Genomic DNA, 20483 nt, shown 5'->3' on the forward strand with positions numbered 1-20483 from the left:
ACGCTTTCGCCATGCTTCAGAACTATCTGATGGTTGCCTTCCGCAACCTGCTGAAACACAAACTTTATTCCGCGATCAACGTTACGGGGCTGGCTGTGGGGCTGGCAACCTGTGTGCTGATCCTGCTTTTTGTGCGCAACGAGACGAATTACGACCGGTTCTTCACCGACAGTGATCGGCTGTATCAGGTGGCCTTCCGCGCCCAGTTGCCGGGGCGTCAGGTCGACCAGTTTGCCGCCTCCATGCTGCCCTTGGCGCCTGCCATGAAGGAAGGCTTGCCGGAAGTGGAGATGACAGCGCGCGTCGTGCAAAGCAATATCGTCATCAAGCAAAGTGATGAGAGCTTTTCTGAAAGCGTTCGCGCGGTCGATCCTGATTTTTTCCGCATGTTTGATTTCACATTCCTGCGCGGCGACCGCATGACGGCGCTGGACCAACCCAACAGCATCGTGTTGACCGAAAGTAAGGCGAAAAAATATTTCAAAGATCAGGATGCGCTTGGCCAGACGCTGGATATTGACGGTTCCGGGCTGGTGAAGGTGACCGGCGTGATCCAGGACATGCCGTCCAACACCCATTTCAACCTGGAGATTATCCGGCCCTATGCGGCGCTGGGCACAGCCCTGCGCGAACTGGAAACCAATTGGGGCGGGGTCTGCTGCGAGACCTATCTGCGTTTGAAGCCGGGCACGGACGTGGCAGCGCTGAATGCGCGTCTGCCGGGCTGGTTCAAGGCCACAGCCCCGACCTTGACCACGCCGACCGGCACCATCGTGCTGGGCGATGTCTTCACGCCGCGTATCCGCAATGTGAAGGATATCCATACCGAGCCGATGATGACCTCCATGCGGCCGGCCACTTCCTATGCCGAAATTCTCACCTTCTCCGGCGTGGCGGTGCTGGTGCTGGCCATCGCGTCAATCAATTTCATGAACCTTGCCACTGCCCGCGCCACCCAGCGCGCGCGGGAGGTGAGCGTGCGCAAGGTGGTGGGTGCCAGCCGCGGGCAGATCATTTTCCAGTTCATCGGGGAAAGCCTGCTATTGACCTTGATCGGCCTGCTGATCGCCATGGCCCTGGTGGAACTGGTGCTGCCGGCATATGCGGCATTCCTGGATAAGCCGCTTTCCTTCAACCTGATGGCCGATCCTCTACTGGGGTTGGCGCTGCTGGGGCTGGCCCTGGTGGTGGGCGTCGCAGGGGGGGCTTATCCGGCCTTCTTCCTGTCCTCCTTCAATCCCGCCCGTGTGCTGAAGGGCGCCTCTTCCGGCGTTGGTGGTGGTTCGGGCCGGCTGCGCATGGTGTTGGTGGTCGTGCAGTTCGCCATCTCCATCGCGCTGATGGTGGCGACCGCCGTCGTTTATGGCCAGCTGCTCTATGCCCAGAACAAAAATCTGGGTTTCGACAAGGAAAACACGGTCATTCTGAGTGGCTTCCCCCGGGGTGCTGATCGTGAACGCCAGCAAACCTTTGTGGACATGCTGGGGGCATTGGATGGCGTGGCGGCTGTCGCCGGCGCAACCGCCACCCCCGGTGACGGGAATGAGAACAATGTTGGTGTTCGCCTGCCTGGCGAAACGTCCGACGACATGCTGTTGCTGCGTCAGGTGACGGTTGATTGGAATTATGTGAAGACAATGGGGCTGGGTTTGCTGGCCGGCCGTGATTTCGACCCCGCCCGTGCCGCCGATCAGGTGATCCTGCCACCGCCTTCCGAAAATCCCGACGAATCCCCGGCCACGGCCCCAGGCGCGGTCTATACCGGCTCTGTTATCGTGAACGAGGCAGGCGTGAAGCGGCTAGGCTTCACCAGTAAAGAGGACGCGCTGGGCAAGATATTTGAAGCCACGGCCGATGATGACGGCATCATCCGGCTGACCATTATCGGTGTCGTGGCGGATTTCCACTTCCGTTCTATCCATGACCCCATCGTGCCGGCGATGTTCTATGTCGATAATAACCGCTTCAGCGATGTGATGGTGCGTGTGAAGGGCGGTGATGTCCCCTCGACCCTGGCAAGGATAGAGTCCATCTGGCGCGATCTTTACCCCAACCGGCCGATGCAGCGGGAATTCCTGGATGACCGTATCCAGAGCCTTTATGTGCGGGAAACCAAGACTTCGCAGATGTTTGCCACCTTCTCTGCTTTGGCAATCCTGATTGCATGCCTGGGTCTGTTCGGTCTGGCCAGCTTCACGGCCGAGCGCCGGACCAAGGAGATTGGGCTGCGTAAGGTTCTCGGTGCCAGTGTGACGGATATCGTCCGTCTGCTGATCTGGCAGTTTTCCAAGCCCGTCCTTGCTGCCAACCTGATTGCCTGGCCTGTCGCCTGGTACTTCATGAATGAATGGCTGAACGGCTTTTCTTTCCGGATTGACCTGAACCCGCTGCTGTTTCTGGCAGCCGGCGCAGTGGCTTTGGCCATCGCCTGGGCAACTGTGGGCCTGCATGCCGCCCGCGTGGCCCGGGCCAAGCCGGTGCAGGCACTGCGTTATGAATGATACGAACAAGACGGGGCAGGGGGGCTTGTCATGATCCGCAACTGGCTGGTTATCGCCATCCGTAACTTGATGCGGCATCGGCTTTACAGCGCAATCAACATTATCGGGCTGGCGGTGGGGCTGGCCGCGGCCATGACCATCGCCCTGCTGCTGCGGCATGAACTGTCCTATGATAACCAGTTTGCGGCAGGGGACCGGATCTGGCGCTTGAACCGGACGGAAATCATCAGCGGCCGCCCGCCGGAACCGCTGGCCTCCCAGTCTTTTCCCCTGGCGTCGGCGTTGGCGCAGGCGTTCCCGGAACTGGAAACGGTGGTTCGCATCGGCCGGGCGCGGGAAATTCTGCGTATTGATGGGGAAAGCCAGTATCAGACCATCACGCTGGTCGATCCCGCCTATTTCACCCTGTTCGACTGGCCTTTTCTGGAAGGGGACCGGGCTACCGCCCTGGCCCAGCCGGACCGGGTGGTGTTGACCCAATCAACGGCAAGCCGCCTGTTCCGTCACAGTAGCGCACTGGGCCGGACGGTGGAAATGGGGGATGGGCGCCTATTGACGGTCAGTGGCGTCATGGTCGATCCCCCTTCCAACAGCAGTTTCTATGGGTTGGAAATGCTGACGGCGACCACGACCCAACTGCCCCGGATTGTGCAGAGCCAGGAGGATTGGGGGTCCAATTGGCTGCATATCTTCACGCTGGTGAAGCCGGGTACGGACGTGCCGGCTCTTCAACAGCGACTGCGCGACTTTCTGGTCCAGGTCCGCCCCGGTGCATCAGACGAGGCGGAGAGCGGCTTCCGTGCGGAATTGTGGTTGCAGCCGCTGCATGATCTCCATCTCAACCCCGTGGATGCCAGTATCAGTGGGCGCACCATGGTGCTGGGGTTGACGGCGCTGGCGGCGATCATCCTGGCGGTTGCCTCGATCAATTTCATCAATCTTTCCACAGCGCGGGGGGCTTTGCGGGCACGGGAAGTGGCCTTGCGCAAGGCGCTGGGCGCGCCGCGCCATCTGGTGGTGATGCAGTTTCTGGGGGAATCGCTGTTGCTGACGTTGCTGGCTGGGCTGGTGGCGACAGCTTGGCTGGAAATCTCCTTTCCCGTCCTGCAAACCTATTTCGGGTTGGTGATTGATCCGGCCTTCCGTCAAATCGGCTGGGTTGCTGGGTCAGGCCTTCTCATGGCGCTGGCTTTGGGGCTGCTGGGTGGCTTCTATCCGGCGGTCATGCTGTCAGGATATCGACCGGCGACAATATTGCGCGGCGGCAAGATCGCGGCGGCTGGCGGGGGGCGTCTGCGCGCCTTCCTGGTCGTTCTCCAGTTTACCGTCGCTATTGCCCTGGCTATCGGTACGGCCACGGTTATCGCCCAGACCCGCCACGCCGCCAGCCGCGACCTGGGCTTTGACCGGGAGAATGTAGTTCTGTTGCGCGGCTTGGCCCAAAAGGATGCAAAGGGCAAGCTGGATGTGCTGAAAGCCCGGTTGAACGCCGATCCGGGGGTGATTGGCGTCGCGGCAGGCCCGCGTGCACCCGGCGATCCGTCGGAAAACACCGTCGGCTATACAAGGCGGGAAGTGCCCGGCCTGAACCTGACAATGCGGACCGAGCAGGTGGATTTCGGTTATTTCAAGGTCCTGGACATTCCGGTCATCGCCGGTCGCGTCTTCGAGGAGGAACGTGGTACCGACCTTTTGCCGCCGGAGGCGATGGGTGATCCGGCGCAACGCCTTGATGCCAACGTCATCCTGTCGCGCAGCGCGGTACGTCAGCTAGGATGGCTGACACCGCAGGAGGCGCTGGGCCGCTCCTTTGCCATACCCGGTGATATTGATGTCAGGCTGACCGTTATCGGTGTGGTGGAGGATGTGCAGTACAAGTCCGCCCGCGATGCCACGGTAGCGACCGTCTATCTGGCGGCACCTTACCGCGCAGATTTGGTCTTTATCCGGCTGCGGGGCGGTGATGTGCCGGCCACGGTGCAACGGCTGGAAGAGATCTGGCGGGAGGTGATACCCCAGGTGCCCTTGCGCCGGGAGTTTCTGGACCAGCAGATCGACCGCCTGTATGCCGACTATGTGCAGATGGCCCGCATCGCTGCCGGTTTTGCCGGGCTGGCCATCCTGATCGCCTGTCTGGGCCTGTTCGGGCTTGCCAGCTTCACAGCCGAACGCCGCACCAAGGAGATCGGCATCCGCAAGGTGCTGGGGGCGGGGGTACTGGCGATTGTGCGACTGCTGATCTGGCAGTTCTCCCGGCCGGTGCTGCTGGCGATCCTGTTGGCCTGGGGCATTGCCGGGATTGTGTTGTCGCACTGGCTGGCGGGTTTTGCCTATCGGGTGCCCCTGGACCCGCTGCTGTTCCTGATAGCAGGCGGCGGGGCGCTGGTGATCGCCTGGGTAACGGTGGCCGGCCATGCCGCGCGCGTGGCCATGGCCAAACCGGTGCAGGCGCTACGGTATGAGTGAGGCGGCAATGCCAGTCGCGATCTCAAGGTCTTCAGGTCGGTTGATGTTGAAGAAGGGATCGAAGGGCTTGTCGGAATAGTCAGCATGGGCGGTGCCATGGCGTGCCGCCCAATGCCCCACCCGACGGATGTCTTCTTCCACCAATGCCCGGTGCAGGTCCGCCGCCAGCCTGACGGGCCAAAGGGCCACAACGGGGTGGGGGCGGGCGCCCTGTTCCTGCACGGTTCGGGCGCAAGCGATGGCGGTGCCCGCCGCGGCCCGCGCCTGCCACAGCCGGCATACCAGGTCGGCTGGCAGAAACGGGCAGTCACCGGGCACGGTGACAATATCGGTGATAGTGGGATCGGTGGCACAAGCCCATTCCATCGCCGCCAGCACGCCGGCCAGCGGACCTGGATGCCCCTCCACCCCGTCCGGGATGATGGCACAGCCGTCTGGCAATACCCCCGCGAACCGGGCTGGGTCGCCATTGGCATTCAAAATCAAAGGCCCCACCTGGGGGGCCAGCCGGTCGATAATATGGGTCAGCAGGGGGAGCCCGGCCACTAGGCGCAAGGCTTTGTCGCCGCCGCCCAGCCGCGTTGCCAGCCCCCCGGCGAGGATGACGCCAGCGATGGAGGGGCGCTGCGGGGCTTTTTGCCCCGGCCCATCATTCATCATGGCTTCCATCCTCTGTGTATCTGCGCCGTCATCATTGCCAGGGCCAAGCGCGAAGGCGGGCCTGTCGGGTACTATATCCGGATGAGGCGTATTTGTATTTCCGCGAAATGGCGCGCTGAAAGCAGCAAGGCGACGCGGCGGGAAAAGGCTGTACCGCCTTTTATGTCTTTGATTGTCGGTAAGGAATGTTGGATGCGGCCGGCATATCGGGCCCTGTGGCTGGATTTCCTGTCACCTTCAGTCCGGTGACGCAGCGCTTGAGAGCGCTATTTTCATCCAGCCGTGGCGGGCATCCGTATATGGGTAATGTTTTGTCCTGCACCGCGTGGCGGGCAAGGGCAGGGGGCTTACAGCAGCAAGGCGATGGCGAGCGTGAGGATAACGCCCATGCCCAAGGCCACCACACTGCTGGCGATATCGGACAGGGGCGAGTCTTCCCCACCGATGCGGTCCATGGTGCTGTTGGCGGTCAAGCGAATGGCAGACATTTGATCTTCTCCTTGATTTGAGCAGTTGTTCTGGCGAGGGCGGTTATCAAAGCATCGCATTCAGCAGCAGCGTCATCAGCGCGCCGCAGGCGAGTACGGCAACCGCTTCGACCAGTTCCGCACCCTTGGGCAGGGCGGCGATCAGATCGGCGAACAGGTTGTTCTGGTTGGCGGTTTCGGTGGTGTTGGTCAGGAAGGTCATCGTCAGCTCCATCGGGCTTCGTGTTTCAGATGACCCCATATAAGCAAACAGCGTGCCAAGTGCCGTTCTGGCATATTCTGGAAAATATTGACGGCTCTTGGTGGTGATTTTGTTCGTAGAGTGGCGCGATGCGCACTCTGTCGCCATATTCGCCACTGGGTATTGCTGTCCGACCTGTCCGGAAATGAACAGTCATCCGATTTTTCTGATCGAAACTGGACAGGGCTGAACCGCAATGGTCGCCCGCGTCATAAAAAAAGCCCCGATGGCATTAACCACCGGGGCTTTCCTCAGATAATGGCAGCCTTCAGGTCAGTGCATCTCACTGATCACCTGCTGGCGCAGCACATCGATGGGGGCAAGGGCCCCTTCCTGCTGGAAGTGCCAGAAGGTCCAACCATTGCAGGCCGGCAGGCCCTGCATCGAGGCGCCAACCTTGTGGATGGAGCCCTTATGTTCACCCAGATGGTTCTGGGCGACCAGGGTGCCGTCGGCGCGGATCTTGGCGATGTGGCGGCGGCGATTGTCGAACAGCATGGTGCCGGGCTGCAGGTAGCCGCGTTCCACCAGATTGCCAAAAGGCACGCGCGGCTGCTGACGCTTGGAGGTGACCTCCAGCAATTCCGGTTCGGCGATCTCTTCCACCTCGGCAATGCGCTGGTTGGCGATGCGAGCATATTGATGCTCCCGCTCCAGTCCGATCCAGCGGCGGCGCAGGCGCTTGGCCACGGCACCGGTGGTGCCGGTGCCGAAGAACGGGTCCAGCACCACATCATCCACCTTGGTGGAGGCCATCAGCACGCGGAACAGCAGGGCTTCCGGCTTCTGGGTCGGGTGGGCCTTATGTCCCGTCTCGTCACGCAGGCGTTCGGCGCCGGTGCAAAGCGGCAGCGTCCAGTCGCTGCGCATCTGCAAATCCTCGTTCAGCGCCTTCATCGCCTCATAGGCGAAGTAATATTTGCTGTCCTTGGACTTGGACGCCCAGATCATCGTCTCATGTGCATTGGCGAAGCGACGACCCTTGAAATTGGGCATCGGGTTGGACTTGCGCCAGATGATGTCGTTCAGCACCCAGAAGCCCAGATCCTGCAGGATGGCGCCGACGCGGAAGATATTGTGATAGCTGCCGATCACCCACAGCGTGCCATCATCCTTCAGCGTGTGGCGCGCGGCTTCCAGCCAGTCGCGGGTGAAGCGGTCATAGCTCTCGAAATCCTGGAACCGGTCCCATTCCTCATCCACCCCGTCCACGCGGGTATGGTTGGGGCGCATCAGGTCGCCATTGAGCTGCAGGTTATAGGGCGGATCGGCGAAAATCATATCGACCGAGCCGGCGGGCATGTCCCGCATCAACTGGACGCAATCGCCAACGAGAATACGGTTTGTTGCAATCTTATCGCGCATTTTTTGGCTGCCGAATCGGGAATTCATTTCGCCGACAATGATTCGGCCCCGACTCGGCGTCAACATAAATTTTTCGGAAGAGTCAAAAGAGTCAGAGAGTTAGGCTGAGCTGCTGGGAAACGGGGGCGAAACTGCGCCGGTGATGAGGAGTCAAGCCCAGTGTTTTGATCGCGTCCCGGTGCCTGGCAGTGCCATAGCCCTGATTGGTCTCCCAACCATATCCGGGGTATTGGCGTGCCAGATCCCCCATCATCTTGTCCCTGGTGACCTTGGCGATGATGGAGGCGGCGGCGATGGACAGCGACAGCGCATCCCCTTCCACCAGCGTTTCCACCTGGCAGGGCAGGGCGGGGCGCTGATTGCCATCCACCAGGGCCAGGGCGGGCATACGACCCGCCATCAGGGCCAGCGCATCGACGGCGCGGGCCATGGCCAGGAAGGTGGCGCGCAGGATGTTGACCTCGTCAATCTCCTCCACGCTGGCGATCCCGACGCCGAACAGGGCCTGCGCCTGGATGATCTCGGCCAAAGCCTCGCGCTTGGCCTGCTTTACCTGCTTGCTGTCATTGATGCCGGCACACCATTCCGGAATGGCGCTGCAGGGGAGCAGAACGGCGGCGGCGACAACGGGGCCGGCCAGCGGGCCGCGCCCGGCCTCGTCCACCCCACAGACGGGGAAATGGTCGGCATGGCCAAGGCGGATTTCATGGGCAAGATCGGGCATGGGCTTGGTTTGGCAAGGTTGGTTCGGGGACGCTAACGACAGCAGGAGATGGCGGCCAGATTGCGCTGGATCAAAGCGGGGATGGTTCAATCGGCGCATTGTTGCCGCAACCTTACCTCCCGATCCAGTCAGAGCCAGCCGCGATGCACCCTGATCTTGTCGCCAAATACCGCCACCAGCGTGTGCCGCGCTACACCTCTTATCCGGCATCGCCGCATTTTTCCCCGACGGTGACGGCCAGCACCTATCGCGGCTGGCTGGAAAAGCTGGACCCGGCTTCCAGCCTGTCACTTTACCTGCATGTGCCCTTCTGCCGCAGCATGTGCTGGTATTGCGGTTGCCACACAACAGTCGTGCGCCATGCCGATCCGGTCTGGGATTATGTCGCCGCCCTGTCATCGGAAATCCGCCATGTCGCCGGGCTGCTGCCTAAAGGGCCGGTGGTCCGCCATATCCATTTTGGTGGCGGCACCCCCACCTTGATGCCGCCGCAGGCTTTGCGCGGGCTGATGGCGGAGTTGCGCAGCCGCTTCACCATCGCGCCCGATGCCGAACTGGCGATTGAGATCGACCCCCGGACCCTGACGGCGGAGATGACGACGGCCCTGGGCGATACCGGTTTCACCCGCGCCTCGCTGGGAGTGCAGAGTTTCGATCCCGTCGTGCAGGCCGCCATCAACCGCATCCAGCCGGTAGAGATGACGGCGTTGGCCATCGATGGGCTGCGTCGGGCGGGCATCCACGCCATCAATCTTGACCTTCTCTACGGTCTGCCGATGCAGACGGTGGAAAGCTGTGTGCGCACGGTGGAAACCGCGCTCAACCTGTCGCCGGACCGGCTGTCCATCTTCGGCTATGCCCATATGCCCGGTTTCAAGGCGCACCAGTCCCGCATCAACGAGGCGGAATTGCCCGACGCCGATGCCCGCATCGCGCAGAATGCGGCGATTGAGGAGACGCTGCTGGCCGCCGGCTATGTCCGGATCGGGCTGGACCATTTTGCCAAGCCCGATGATCCCATTGCCCTGGCTGCCGGCAATGGCGGGCTGCGGCGCAATTTCCAGGGATACACGACGGATGATGCCGATGCCCTGTTGGGCTTTGGGGCTTCGGCCATTGGGCGGGTGCCGCAAGGCTATGTCGCCAATGTGCTGCAGGTGCCGGCCTATATGAAGGCGGTGGAGGAATTTGGCGTCGCCACGGCGCGCGGTTACCGCATGACCCTGGATGACCGGCTGCGCGCCACCCTGATCGAACGGCTGATGTGCCATTTCAGCGTCGATATGGCCGAGATGGCGGGTCAGTTCGATGTGACGACTGACAGCATCATGCCGGCGGAACCGGCCCTGGCCGCGCTGATCGCTGATGGGGTGGTGGAACTGCATGGCACGCGGCTGGTGGTGCCGGACCCGGCCCGCCCGCTGGTGCGCAGTGTTGCCGCCCTGTTCGACGCCCATCTGGACCCGGAAGGCGGGCGCCACAGCAAGGCCATCTAAGCCACTAAACCACCGGCAACAGGGACAGCAGGCCCAGGCCCATCCCCACCAGTGCCAGCAGGGACAGGGTGGCGGCCAGGACCGTGCGATAGCCGGCCTTTCCCAGCCCGGTGATATCCACGAAAAGGCCCAGGCCTGCCATCGCCAGCAGGGTCAGCATATGGCTGGCCTCTGCGGCCGGGGTGACCAGCCCGGCTGGCACCAGTCCCAGGGCGCGCAAGGCGGCCAGCCCGGCAAAGCCGATGATGAACCAGGGCAGCAGCGCAGCGCGGGGGCGGGCTGCCGCTTCTCCCTGTCCACGCCCACCGATCAGCGACAGGACCAGCAATACCGGTCCCAGCAGCATGACCCGCGCCAGCTTCACCAGCATGCCCGTATGCAGGCTGACCATGCCGGTCATGGCGGTGGCGGCAGCGACTTGGGGAACGGCATAGACCGTCAACCCCGCCAGGATGCCATAATGCACCCCGTCCAGGCCGAGGGCGGCCCCGGCCAGCGGCAGCATCAGCACCGACAGCACGCCCAGCAGGGCGGTGAAGGCCAGCGCCGTGGCCGTTTCCCTGGCGGTGGCGCCAATCACGGGAGCGGCGGCCACAATGGCACTGTTGCCACAGATGGAATTGCCGCACGCCACCAGCAAAGCCGGCCGGTGGTCCAGCCCCACGATACGGCCGATGCCATAGCCGACCGTCAGCGACAGGGCGACGATGGTGGCGATGCCGGCCAGCAGCATCGGCCCAGCGGCCGCCAGTGCCCCTGCATCCAGTGTGGCGCCCAGCAGCAGGATCGCCCCTTCCAGCGGGTATTTGGCGGCAAACCCAATCCCATCCCCCCAATCCCGCCTTCCGGCGATGGCCCGCACCACCATGCCCAGCAGAATGGCCAGCAATAAAGCATCCAGCCAGACGCGGCCGAACAGATGCTGCTGCGCCAGATGCCCCAGCCAACCGGCCCCGGCCACGCCGATGCTTGCCACCAGCCCTGGCAGCAGGGGCCGGAAAGCGGGCAGGGAAAAGGGGATAAGGGTCTGGCTTTTCATCATGCCCACAGGCTGCGCCGTCTGGACCCATCAATCCAACGAATGATATTGTTTGGATTGAGTGATAAAATCGAATGATTGATGGGTGCCCGCTGTGACGCTTGAGCAATTGCGCATCTTCCTGGCGGTGGCGGAGCGGGAGCATGTGACCCGCGCGGCAGAGGCGTTGAACCTCACCCAATCCGCCGTCAGTGCCGCGATCAAGGCGCTGGAGGAGCGGCATGGCGTGGCGCTGCTGCACCGTGTTGGCCGCCGGGTGGAGCTGACGGAGGCTGGGCGGCTGTTTCAGCCGGAGGCGGCCGCCGTGCTGGCCCGTGCCCAGGCAGCAGAACAGGTGCTGGCCGATCTGGCGGGCCTGCGGCGCGGTGTTTTGGCGCTGGGGGCCAGCCAGACGGTGGCAAGCTATTGGCTGCCGCCCCGTCTTGTCCGTTTCCAGGCGCTTTATCCCGGTATCCGCCCCAGCCTGATGGAGGGCAATACGGCTGCCATCGTGCGCGCCCTGCTGGATGGCACGGTTGATCTGGGGTTGGTGGAAGGGGAGGTGGATGAACCATCCCTGGCCGGGGAGATTGTGGCCGATGACCGGTTGATCATCGTGGTCGCCCCCTCTCATCCGTGGGTGGGGCCGCATGTGGCGGGGTTGCCGCTGGATCTGGCGGGCAGCGGTTGGGTTCTGCGCGAACCAGGCTCGGGCACGCGATCCGCCTTTGCCCAAGCCTTGCCGGCGCTTGGCCACCGGTTGGAGGATTTGGATATTGTGCTGGAGTTCCCGTCCAATGAAGCGGTGTGCAGTGCTGTGGCCGCCGGCGCGGGGGCAGCGGCCCTGTCAGTGCATGTGGTGGCCCCGCTGGTAGCCGCCGGCCGGCTTTGCGCGGTGGGGCCAGCCCTGCCGGCGCGTCATTTCACCCTGCTCTGGCACCGGGAACGGCATCGCACCCGCGCCGCCCAGGCCTTTATTGACCTGTTGCGGCAATAGCCGGCACCTAACCGGTAATTGATGATGGACGCAATCCGGGCCGGCGGGCAAAGTGGATCCCTTCGGACTGTCACAAAAGTGTCAAGAAATGACCTCTCCCCGTTCTGCCCTTGTCGTCGCCCTGACCGGCCTGCTGCTGGCTGGCTGCTCGATCAATGTCAATGACCGGCCAGCCTCTCCGCCGGTTTCTGCCGCAGCGCCCCAGGCCTCTTCGCCCACACACGACCCGCGCCTGAACGCCACGCTCTACATGCAGCGGTCGGAAGAATTGCGCCGCCTGTCGGAGCAGGCCTACGCCCTGGCCACCCTGCGTCTGGGCGATGCGCTGGCCAAGCCCGGTTCCGCCGCGCTGGAACAGAGTGATGGTGGCCAGGGCAAACCGCCCGCCGCCATTTTCGACGTGGATGAGACGGTGCTGGATAACAGCCCGCATCAGGCCCGTGCCATCCTGGCCGGCAAGCTGGAATTTGATGTCGGCTTCTGGGATGAATGGGTAAGCGAACGCGCCGCCACGCCGATGCCGGGCGCGCTGGATTTCGTGGCAGAGCTGCGCCGCCGCAATATCCGCGTCGTCTTCATCACCAACCGGGAATGCCGGCCGCGTGCGAATGCCCCCGCCGATCCCTGTCCGCAGATCCAGGACACGCTGGTCAACCTGAAGAATGTCGGCTTTGGTGATGTCGCGGCAAGCGACCTGATGCTGAAGGGGCAGAATGGCTGGCCCAGCGACAAGGCCAGCCGCCGGATGGAAGTGGCCAAGACCCACCGCATCATCATGTCCTTTGGTGACCAGTTCAGCGACATGATGACGGTGACCCGCCGCCAGGGACCGGATGAGCGGCGTACCCTGTCGGACGCGCATGCCGCCATGTGGGGCACCCGCTGGATCGTGATCCCCAATCCCAGCTATGGCGCCTGGCTCGATGCGCTGCCGGACCCGACGACCAGCGCCCTGCGGACCCGCTGATCTGTCTGTTTGTTCTTGTTGTGTTCTTGTTCATCCATGCCTATGATGGGGCATGGATGAACTGCGCCGACAGCCGCTGAAGGGGCGTGCCGCCATCAGCAATGAAAGCTCCCGCTTTGAGCGGGAGCGTCGGGTATTGACCGACGATGGCTGGGGTGGGGAAGACGTGCTGGCTGAGCCGGTCCGCACCTTCGTCCAGGCGGATACGGCGCGGCACATCATCAGCCGCAACCAGTCGCCCGATGTGCCGTTCGACCAGTCTGTGAACCCGTATCGCGGCTGTGAACATGGCTGCGTTTATTGTTTTGCCCGCCCCACCCATGCCTATCTGGGCCTGTCCCCCGGCCTGGATTTTGAGACCAAGCTGTTCGTCAAGCGCGATGGCGCCGCCCTGCTGGCAAAGGAATTGCGGGCGAAAAACTATGTCTGCCGGCCGCTGGCGCTGGGCGCCAATACCGATCCCTACCAGCCGCTGGAACGGCAGGAACAGATCACCCGGTCGCTGCTGGAAGTGTGCCGTGACTTCAACCAGCCGGTCGGGATCATCACCAAATCGGCCCTGGTGACCCGCGATATCGACATTCTGGCCCCGATGGCTGCGCAAGGGCTGGTCGGGGTTGCCCTTTCCATCACCACGCTGGACCGCGATCTGGCACGGCGGATGGAGCCGCGCGCCTCCACCCCGGCATTGCGGCTGGCGGCGGTGCGGGAGCTGGCCGATGCCGGCATCCCTGTTTCTGTCCTGGCCAGCCCGATGATCCCGGCCCTGAACGATCATGAGTTGGAACGGATCATGGAGGCCGCGGTTGAGGCGGGGGCGGAGGAGGCCAGCTACATCATGCTGCGCCTGCCGCTGGAACTGGCCTCCTTGTTTGAGGAATGGCTGCGGCGGCATTATCCCGATCGGGCCGACCGGGTGTTGAGCCTGGTCCGGCAGAGCCGTGACGGTGCCATCTATCAGTCGGAATTCGGCACCCGCATGCGGGGCACCGGACCCTATGCCGATCTGCTGCGCAACCGTTATCAACTGGCCCGTCGGCGCCTGGGCCTGCAAGGCCGCCGCTGGCGGATGGATTGCAGCCAGTTCAAGCCCCCGCCGGCCAAGGGCGAACAGTTGAGCCTGCTGTGAGCCGGCACTGGCGGCGGGCGCCGGTTGCGTGCATCCTGACCGCCATGCAGCAACAGGGGGAAACCGATGGCGGGACAGACGCTTGATGGCCAGGGCCAGGACGCACCGCTGCTGGTGGCGGAGTTTGATCCCAAGTTGCGGTTTTACCTGTTTCTACAGGCCAGTCTTCTGTTGTGCCTTACCGTTGTCGGGCTGGTGGTTCTGCCATTGACGCTGGCGGCGGCATGGTGGTGGGCCCAACATTATTACCGGACCATCCGCTGCCATGTGACGAGCCGTCGGCTTTATTTCCAGCATGGCATCCTGTTCCAGCGTGAAAGCGCTGTGCCACTGGACAAAATCCAGGATATGGCGTTGGCGAAAGGGCCGGTGCTGAACATGCTGGGCCTGACCAGCCTGCGGGTGGAAACGGCAGGCGGCAGTGGCCAGATGGGCGGTGTGGGCGGCGTCAAGCTGCTGGGCTTGCGCGACGCCAAGGCTTTCCAGGAAAAGGTGCTGCGTCTGCGGGACGCGGGAGAGAAGATAAGCTCTCCTCCACCACCCCCATCGGCGCAGACGGACACGGTGCAGGTGTTGCTTGAAATCCGTGACAGCCTGCGCCGGATTGAGGGGAAACTGGGCCCGGCCCCTTGAGAGAAGGGGGCGGGCCGCGCTCCTTACCGGGCCGGCGTCAAGGCTGCGGCCAGCGCCTGGGCTTCAGGCCGGTAGAAATGGCGATCCACCAGGATGGCGCGCGGATTGGTCTTCTGCCCATAGAACTTATCGTTGAACTCGCTGCGCGGGGCGATGACGGAACCTTCCAGCGCCATGCCGCCGAACAGGCCGCTGGACTTGGAGAAGACATACATATCCGCCGACAGGCCAACCCCGTAGGAGGCGCCGACGCCCGTACCCAATTCACCAATGGCAACATTGGCATCGGCGCCCAGCTTCACCTTGCGGTCGATCACGGCATCCAGGCCCTTCTGGGTCATGATCACCAGCATCATTTCCGATGCCTGCCCGCCGAACTGCAGGCCGAAGCTGGCTTCCGCCAGCGTGTAGAAAGCCGGGCCGCTCCACGCGCCGTCATCACCGCGCGCCACCATCACCCCGGTGCCGCCACCGCCGCCAATGAAGAAACCAGCCTGAATGACATTGGGCAGGATCAATACGGCGCGGGCGCGGCCAACCAGATTTTTCAGGTCGCTATATTGCGGATCGGTCAACAGCGTCATCGCGGTAAGACGGGCCCGCTCCACCATCAGTTCGGCTTCCGTCAGCGCATGAGCCGGACGCACCATGACGAAAACCGCCATGAAAAGGCTGGCCAGGGCCATCGCGAAACGCTTCATCACTCCCACTCCCTTACTTGCACGGGCTGCTGCTTGCTAGCACAGGGACGGCATGACCGCCCAGCTTGCCATAGGTAAAATCCAACCCTAGCCGATGGTACGGGGCATCAGCAGGGCGGAATATTGGCGCTGACAAGGCGCCACGCCACCTGACCATCGGCCAGGGCGATATGGTCGATCCGCGTCAGGTGCAGCGGATCGGCGGCCAGCACCAGCAATTTCGCCGGCGGAATGTCCAGCGCCTGCCCGATGGCGGCGCGGATGGTGCCTGCATGGGCGACAACCACAATATCACGCCCGGCATGGCGTCCGGACAGGTTTATGACCGCCTCGGCGACGCGGGTGCAGAGATCGGCAAAGCTCTCGCCCCCTGGTGGGCACGCATAAGCGGGATCGTCCCAGAAGGATTGGGCTGCCGGCTGGTCTTGTTGCCATACCGCATCATGGGTCAGGCCCTGCCACCCGCCGAAATGCTGTTCCATCAGCGCCGGTTGCGGCAAAAGCGCCTTACCGCCCAATGCCCGTGCCGTATCCAGGCTGCGGGCCAGCGGGGTGGCGATCCAGATGGCGTCCGGTGGCAGTCGTTTGGCGGCGCTGGCCAGCCTGTCCTTGTCCGACAGGTCCGCCGGGATATCAGCCTGCCCGGCGATCAGGCCGGGCGGGGCGGCCAGGGGCGCATGGCGCAGCCACCACCAGCGGGTGATCACCATGCTCATGGCGAAAGGGCCGCCACGATGCCCAGCAGGAAGGTGATTTCCGCCACCTGCTGTCCGGCCCCCAGCACGTCGCCGGTCACCCCGCCGATCTGCCGCCGGGCCAGTCGCCCCAGCAGCACAAGCGCGACCACGCATGCGGCCATGACAGACAAGCTGACTAGGCCGGACGGTAAGTGCAGTTTCGCCAGTACCGTGGTGGCGAAAGAAAAGCCGATCAATGCCGCGACAAAGGGGCGTGCCTTGTCCGGCCGGCCCTGGTTTGCCGATACGCCATTCTGGCGCGCATCGGGCAATAACAGCTTCATTGCCGGCAGCAGGCCACGGGAAAAACCATGTGCGCCGATCAGCGCCAGACCCACCAGCCTGGGGTCTGCCAGCGTTGCCAGGGCACCAATGCGGGCGGCGGCAGCCAGGATCAGGGCCAGCGCGCCATAGGTGCCGACGCGGCTATCCTTCATGATGGATAGCTTGGCCTCCCGGTCGCGCCCGCCGCCAAACCCATCGGCCACATCTGCCAGCCCATCCTCATGCAAGGCACCGGTCAGCAGGGAAAGCCCGGCCACCGTAACCACGGCGGCCAGCGGTGCCGTCAGCCCCAGCAGGGTCAGGCCCCAATAGGCCAGCCCGCCGGCGGCACCGATCAGCGCGCCGACGATGGGGAACCAGGCCAGCGCCCGCCGGTCCAGGTCCGCCGGCCATTCCCCGCGCCAGCGGATGGGCAACCGCGTCAGGAAGATCAGGGCGGCCGTGAACTCCGCCAGGGGGGCGGCACGGCGCTGCTTTCTTGCATCGTTCATGACATCGGTATACGGGAGTGTGGCTGCCGCCGCCAGCGCCGTTAAGCCCCCGTTGCAGGGGGCCGCAACGGGCCAAACCGGCAGGTCAGCGCAACGGTCCCACCCAGGTCCCAAGCAGGATTGCCAACACCATGTCCGCCGATCACGACCATCACCACCCTGCCGATTTGCCGACGCTGGAGGAAATCCGCCGCGTCCTGCGCGACCTGCCCGGCCCGGATCTGGAAGCGGCGACATCGGCCCTGCAACGCGAACAGACATTGTTGAAGCCGCGCGGCGCGCTGGGGCGGCTGGAAGATCTGGTGCAATGGCTGGCCACATGGCAGGGCAACGCCCCGCCGGAACTGACCCATCCCCGCATCGCTGTTTTCGCCGGTGCCCATGGCATCACGGCGCATGGCGTGTCGGCCTATCCGGCCTCGGTCAATGCCCAGATGGTGCAGGCCTTCCTGAATGGTCATGCCGCCGTCAACCAGCTTGCCACGGCGGCTGACAGCGACCTGCGCGTTTATGAAATGGAACTGGATCGCCCGACCGCCGATTTCACCCTGGGCGCCGCGATGGATGAGGCCACCTGCGCCCGCGCCGTTGCCTATGGCATGATGGCGGTGGAGCCGGGGCTGCACCTGATGTGCCTGGGGGAAATGGGCATCGGCAACACCACCTCTGCCGCCGCCCTCTGCGCCGCGCTGTTTGGTGGCACCGGGGCCGATTGGGTGGGGCCGGGCACCGGCGTTGATGGGGAAGGGCTGAAGCGCAAGGCCGCCGTGGTCGATGCCGGGCTGGCCGCCAACCCGTCCGCCCTGACCGACCCGCTGGAGGCGCTGCGCTGCCTGGGCGGGCAGGAACTGGCGGCCATTGCCGGTGCCATCATCGCCTGCCGTTTTGCGCGGGTGCCGGTGGTGTTGGACGGCTTCGCCTGCACCGCTGCCGCCGCCGTGCTGCACAAGGCCGATCCCAAGGCCCTGGACCATTGCATCGTCGCACACAAAAGTGCGGAGCCGGGCCATGCCAAGCTGCTGGCCGCCATTAACAAGCAGGCCTTGTTCGATTTCGGCATGCGACTGGGTGAGGGGTCTGGCGCAGCACTGGCCATCCCGCTGCTGCGCTCAGCCCTTGCCTGTCACCTGAATATGGGCACGTTCGCTGACGCTGGCGTGTCAGGGCCGGCGGCGGACCTGCCGGGTGTGATGCATTGAACCCAGTCGGGCGGGCTGTATCGCGCCCTTCGTCCGGTGCAGCTTGCTGGCGCGAGAGTTCAGCGCGGCCATAACCGTCGGTCAAGGCTGAAGGCGCGGGTAGACAATATCCGCGCCTTCGTCGCATCGGGATGACGGGGGTTCAATAATAGATTGGCGTTCTCCGGTACAATGACGGAGGGCACTTTCAGGATCGGTGTATGTTGCGCCCGCAGCCAGGCATCCCCGATATCCTGACAGTCCTTAGGGAATGATCCGCATTCCTCCATGGGTAGACCATTCAGGTCAATCTGCATGAGGACATAATCATCCGGCATCAGTTCCGGCGGCAAATCCAGATGTACCCGGACCTCCAAAACGGCCAGGGCGGCTGTTTCTGCCATATAGACCATGGGCAAGCCGGGACGGTTCCATCGACCGCCGAAAAGTCGCGCCCCCTCACCAGAAAGATCGGCGAACGGCGCGCGGCAAATACGCCAGCCATCGGTCACGCGGCGATCCCATGCCCGATGCGGCCTAAAAGGGTTTCCACCGCGCGCGTACCTTCATCGGTATCAAGCAAGCTTAAGGGGGTCTCCCCCCCCAGAATGGTTGAGGGTCGACGTAGCCAATGAGCGGCCTTGTCACGGTTGCCGAACGTTTCCACCGTCAAACTCAACACGCGCAGGGCCCGGACGAGGCGGTCTGATTGGCTGGCGGTCAAGCGGCCCTGAACGCGGCGAGCGGACAGGGAGGTGCCGTTCAGGACGATAGTGGAGAGTTCAGCCCGGTTCAGCCACCCTCCATCCACAATGGCTTCGACCGTGGCGAGAGGGAGGCCGGCTCTAACCAGCCGTACCAGATCATTCACATCATGCAGTTCCGCACCCAGGGCGGCGGTGCCTCCCATCATGTCTGTCAAACGATCCGGTTGCATCTTTGCTGCTCCTGTATCGTATCCAAGCGACCTGCAGTGCCCGCATTATAGCGCAAAACCCTTCCCGTTCCATCCAAGCAAGGGCGCTATCTGCCGGGGCCGGGTGACCGGCGGGCCCGCCCGTGCTAGAACCCCGCCGCCATTGCGAGAAATAAGGGGAGCGGGCGATGAAGATCCTGGTCGTGGGTTCGGGTGGGCGTGAACATGCGCTGTGCTGGGCCGTCGCGCGGTCGCCGCTCTGCGACAAGCTCTATTGCGCGCCCGGCAATGCCGGCATCAAGGCCGTGGCCGAATGTGTCGATATTGCCGCCAACAATGTGGAGGCGCTGGTTGAATTCGCCACCGCCAGCAAGATCGATTTCGTGATTGTCGGCCCGGAAGAGCCGCTGGTGCTGGGGCTGGCCGATGGGCTGCGCGCCGCCGGCATCCCCACCTTCGGCCCATCTGCCGCCGCCGCTGCCCTGGAAGGGTCCAAGGGCTTCATGAAGGATGCCGTGGCGCGCTTTGGTGTGCCCACCGCCGCCTATGGCCGCTTCACCGGGCGTGATGAGGCCCGAGCTTTCGTTGAGAAGCACGGCGCCCCGATCGTGGTGAAGACCGATGGGCTGGCCGCCGGCAAAGGCGTGACCATCTGCCAGAATGTCGATGAAGCTTATGCCGCCATCGACGAGGCAATGGTGGGTCGCCGCTTCGGCGATGCCGGGGCGGAACTGGTGATTGAGGAGTTTCTGGATGGGGAGGAGGCCAGCTTCTTCGCCATCTGTGACGGTACCAACGCTGTGGCTTTGGCCGGCGCGCAGGATCATAAGCGCGCCTTCGATGGCGACCAGGGACCGAATACGGGGGGCATGGGCACCTACAGCCCCGCCCCGGTACTGACGCCGGCGATTGAGGCGGAGATCATGGAAAAGATGATCCTGCCGACGGTGCGCGGCATGGCGGCAGAAGGCAAGCCGTTCGTCGGTGTGCTGTTCGCCGGGATCATGGTGGTGAAGGGGCCGGATGGCCAGCCGGTGCCCAAGCTGTTGGAATATAATGTCCGCTTCGGTGACCCGGAATGTCAGGTGCTGATGCGTCGGCTGAAATCCGATCTGGTGGAACTGCTGCTGGCAGCCGCCAAGGGCGATGTGTCCGGCCAGCAGCCGCAATGGCATGACGAGGCGGCGCTTTGCGTTGTCATGGCGGCGGAAGGTTATCCGGGGGACTATTTGAAGGGCACCCGCATCGGCAATCTGGACGCTGCCGGTCAGGTGGCGGGGGTGGAAATCTTCCATGCCGGAACGAAGACCGGTGCCGATGGCGCCGTGCTGGCCAATGGCGGCCGCGTGCTGGGCGTGACCGCGGGGGCCACCCGCATTGCCGATGCGCGTGAACTGGCCTATCGCGCTGTCGATCTGATCGACTGGAAGGAAGGTTTCTGTCGCCGTGATATCGCCTGGCGGGCGATGGCGCGCGGGCTGTAAGGGCAG

At 63.7% G+C, this 20483-nt stretch carries 20 protein-coding genes; 9 read left to right on the top strand and 11 right to left on the bottom strand.

The genetic code is table 11. The features are described from left to right. Positions 1-11 precede the first annotated feature (11 nt). Both G473_RS0117625 and G473_RS29505 read left to right on the top strand, forming a co-directional pair. On the top strand, positions 12-2501 hold the full coding sequence (locus tag G473_RS0117625; protein ID WP_029014192.1) for an ABC transporter permease: 2490 nt from the start codon (positions 12-14) through the stop codon (positions 2499-2501). 30 nt (positions 2502-2531) lie between these two features. Further along, complete coding sequence (locus tag G473_RS29505) at positions 2532-4967, top strand: ABC transporter permease (protein ID WP_051330396.1); 2436 nt, start codon at positions 2532-2534, stop codon at positions 4965-4967. On the opposite strand, the gene mobA is transcribed toward G473_RS29505, so the two are convergent. The 5 genes from mobA to G473_RS0117655 form a co-directional block, all read right to left on the bottom strand. Then, the gene (gene mobA / locus G473_RS0117635) at positions 4953-5627 is read right to left on the bottom strand and encodes a molybdenum cofactor guanylyltransferase MobA (protein ID WP_245580093.1); all 675 of its coding nucleotides are present in this window, start codon (positions 5625-5627) and stop codon (positions 4953-4955) included. The two genes, G473_RS29505 and mobA, sit on opposite strands and share 15 nt — an antisense overlap. 347 nt (positions 5628-5974) lie before the next feature. Next, a complete protein-coding gene (locus G473_RS30410; RefSeq protein ID WP_154667449.1) occupies positions 5975-6115 on the bottom strand; it encodes a hypothetical protein in 141 nt (46 codons plus the stop codon). Positions 6116-6161: 46 nt separating this feature from the next. Continuing rightward, on the bottom strand, positions 6162-6317 hold the full coding sequence (locus G473_RS30415) for a hypothetical protein (RefSeq protein WP_154667450.1): 156 nt from the start codon (positions 6315-6317) through the stop codon (positions 6162-6164). A gap of 312 nt (positions 6318-6629) precedes the next feature. After that, positions 6630-7721 (bottom strand): site-specific DNA-methyltransferase, encoded by a 1092-nt coding sequence (locus G473_RS0117650; RefSeq protein ID WP_029014194.1) that lies wholly within the window; start codon positions 7719-7721, stop codon positions 6630-6632. Between the two features lie 91 nt (positions 7722-7812). Beyond that, complete coding sequence (locus G473_RS0117655) at positions 7813-8445, bottom strand: ribonuclease HII (RefSeq protein ID WP_029014195.1); 633 nt, start codon at positions 8443-8445, stop codon at positions 7813-7815. Between the two features lie 143 nt (positions 8446-8588). On the opposite strand from G473_RS0117655, the gene hemN reads away from it, so the two are divergent. Further along, a complete protein-coding gene (gene hemN / locus G473_RS0117660; RefSeq protein WP_029014196.1) occupies positions 8589-9941 on the top strand; it encodes an oxygen-independent coproporphyrinogen III oxidase in 1353 nt (450 codons plus the stop codon). 4 nt (positions 9942-9945) lie between these two features. Here hemN and G473_RS0117665 read toward each other — a convergent pair whose 3' ends face one another. Further along, positions 9946-10983: a YeiH family protein gene (locus G473_RS0117665; RefSeq protein WP_245580097.1), complete on the bottom strand. Its 1038-nt coding sequence runs from the start codon at positions 10981-10983 to the stop codon at positions 9946-9948. A gap of 82 nt (positions 10984-11065) precedes the next feature. Here G473_RS0117665 and G473_RS0117670 point away from each other — a divergent pair, with 82 nt between their 5' ends. From G473_RS0117670 to G473_RS27580, 4 genes are all read left to right on the top strand, one after another. Then, positions 11066-11956 carry a LysR substrate-binding domain-containing protein gene (locus G473_RS0117670; protein ID WP_342665669.1) on the top strand — a complete coding sequence of 297 codons (891 nt, stop codon included), beginning with the start codon at positions 11066-11068 and terminating at the stop codon, positions 11954-11956. Between the two features lie 88 nt (positions 11957-12044). Beyond that, complete coding sequence (locus G473_RS27575) at positions 12045-12923, top strand: 5'-nucleotidase, lipoprotein e(P4) family (protein ID WP_051330397.1); 879 nt, start codon at positions 12045-12047, stop codon at positions 12921-12923. A gap of 52 nt (positions 12924-12975) precedes the next feature. Further along, positions 12976-14052: a PA0069 family radical SAM protein gene (locus G473_RS0117680; protein ID WP_029014199.1), complete on the top strand. Its 1077-nt coding sequence runs from the start codon at positions 12976-12978 to the stop codon at positions 14050-14052. Positions 14053-14118: 66 nt separating this feature from the next. Further along, positions 14119-14685, top strand: a complete 567-nt coding sequence (locus G473_RS27580) for a PH domain-containing protein (protein WP_051330398.1) — start codon at positions 14119-14121, stop codon at positions 14683-14685. Between the two features lie 23 nt (positions 14686-14708). Here G473_RS27580 and G473_RS0117690 read toward each other — a convergent pair whose 3' ends face one another. The 3 genes from G473_RS0117690 to cobS all read right to left on the bottom strand — a co-directional run bounded on the left by G473_RS0117690 (position 14709) and on the right by cobS (position 16899). Then, complete coding sequence (locus tag G473_RS0117690) at positions 14709-15386, bottom strand: lipid-binding SYLF domain-containing protein (RefSeq protein ID WP_051330399.1); 678 nt, start codon at positions 15384-15386, stop codon at positions 14709-14711. A 107-nt stretch (positions 15387-15493) separates the two neighbouring features. Then, positions 15494-16102 carry a histidine phosphatase family protein gene (locus G473_RS0117695; protein ID WP_035707634.1) on the bottom strand — a complete coding sequence of 203 codons (609 nt, stop codon included), beginning with the start codon at positions 16100-16102 and terminating at the stop codon, positions 15494-15496. Next, positions 16099-16899, bottom strand: a complete 801-nt coding sequence (gene cobS, locus G473_RS0117700; protein ID WP_084438265.1) for an adenosylcobinamide-GDP ribazoletransferase — start codon at positions 16897-16899, stop codon at positions 16099-16101. The genes G473_RS0117695 and cobS overlap by 4 nt, the downstream gene beginning before the upstream one ends. Before the next feature lie 131 nt (positions 16900-17030). On the opposite strand from cobS, the gene cobT reads away from it, so the two are divergent. Continuing rightward, entirely contained in the window at positions 17031-18098 is a 1068-nt protein-coding gene (gene cobT / locus G473_RS0117705) for a nicotinate-nucleotide--dimethylbenzimidazole phosphoribosyltransferase (protein ID WP_029014203.1), read from the top strand. A gap of 59 nt (positions 18099-18157) precedes the next feature. On the opposite strand, the gene G473_RS0117710 is transcribed toward cobT, so the two are convergent. Continuing rightward, complete coding sequence (locus tag G473_RS0117710) at positions 18158-18589, bottom strand: RES family NAD+ phosphorylase (protein WP_029014204.1); 432 nt, start codon at positions 18587-18589, stop codon at positions 18158-18160. Further along, positions 18586-19014 (bottom strand): type II RES/Xre toxin-antitoxin system antitoxin, encoded by a 429-nt coding sequence (parS, locus tag G473_RS0117715; RefSeq protein ID WP_029014205.1) that lies wholly within the window; start codon positions 19012-19014, stop codon positions 18586-18588. Before parS ends, G473_RS0117710 begins: the two co-directional genes overlap by 4 nt. A gap of 167 nt (positions 19015-19181) precedes the next feature. On the opposite strand from parS, the gene purD reads away from it, so the two are divergent. Next, complete coding sequence (purD, locus tag G473_RS0117720; RefSeq protein ID WP_029014206.1) at positions 19182-20477, top strand: phosphoribosylamine--glycine ligase; 1296 nt, start codon at positions 19182-19184, stop codon at positions 20475-20477. Positions 20478-20483: the final 6 nt, after the last annotated feature.

Origin of the sequence: Niveispirillum irakense DSM 11586 (assembly GCF_000429645.1) — a bacterium.
Lineage (GTDB): Bacteria > Pseudomonadota > Alphaproteobacteria > Azospirillales > Azospirillaceae > Niveispirillum > Niveispirillum irakense.

Coding starts and splice junctions, on each gene's coding strand:
- G473_RS0117625 (WP_029014192.1), top strand. CDS start 12: ATGCTTCAGAACTATCTGATGGTTGCCTTCCGCAACCTGCTGAAACAC.
- G473_RS30415 (WP_154667450.1), bottom strand. CDS start 6,317: ATGACCTTCCTGACCAACACCACCGAAACCGCCAACCAGAACAACCTG.
- mobA (WP_245580093.1), bottom strand. CDS start 5,627: ATGATGAATGATGGGCCGGGGCAAAAAGCCCCGCAGCGCCCCTCCATC.
- G473_RS29505 (WP_051330396.1), top strand. CDS start 2,532: ATGATCCGCAACTGGCTGGTTATCGCCATCCGTAACTTGATGCGGCAT.
- hemN (WP_029014196.1), top strand. CDS start 8,589: ATGCACCCTGATCTTGTCGCCAAATACCGCCACCAGCGTGTGCCGCGC.
- G473_RS0117695 (WP_035707634.1), bottom strand. CDS start 16,102: ATGAGCATGGTGATCACCCGCTGGTGGTGGCTGCGCCATGCGCCCCTG.
- G473_RS0117680 (WP_029014199.1), top strand. CDS start 12,976: ATGGATGAACTGCGCCGACAGCCGCTGAAGGGGCGTGCCGCCATCAGC.
- G473_RS0117690 (WP_051330399.1), bottom strand. CDS start 15,386: ATGAAGCGTTTCGCGATGGCCCTGGCCAGCCTTTTCATGGCGGTTTTC.
- G473_RS30410 (WP_154667449.1), bottom strand. CDS start 6,115: ATGTCTGCCATTCGCTTGACCGCCAACAGCACCATGGACCGCATCGGT.
- purD (WP_029014206.1), top strand. CDS start 19,182: ATGAAGATCCTGGTCGTGGGTTCGGGTGGGCGTGAACATGCGCTGTGC.
- G473_RS27580 (WP_051330398.1), top strand. CDS start 14,119: ATGGCGGGACAGACGCTTGATGGCCAGGGCCAGGACGCACCGCTGCTG.
- G473_RS0117665 (WP_245580097.1), bottom strand. CDS start 10,983: ATGATGAAAAGCCAGACCCTTATCCCCTTTTCCCTGCCCGCTTTCCGG.
- G473_RS27575 (WP_051330397.1), top strand. CDS start 12,045: ATGACCTCTCCCCGTTCTGCCCTTGTCGTCGCCCTGACCGGCCTGCTG.
- cobT (WP_029014203.1), top strand. CDS start 17,031: ATGTCCGCCGATCACGACCATCACCACCCTGCCGATTTGCCGACGCTG.
- G473_RS0117655 (WP_029014195.1), bottom strand. CDS start 8,445: ATGCCCGATCTTGCCCATGAAATCCGCCTTGGCCATGCCGACCATTTC.
- cobS (WP_084438265.1), bottom strand. CDS start 16,899: ATGAACGATGCAAGAAAGCAGCGCCGTGCCGCCCCCCTGGCGGAGTTC.
- G473_RS0117650 (WP_029014194.1), bottom strand. CDS start 7,721: ATGCGCGATAAGATTGCAACAAACCGTATTCTCGTTGGCGATTGCGTC.
- parS (WP_029014205.1), bottom strand. CDS start 19,014: ATGCAACCGGATCGTTTGACAGACATGATGGGAGGCACCGCCGCCCTG.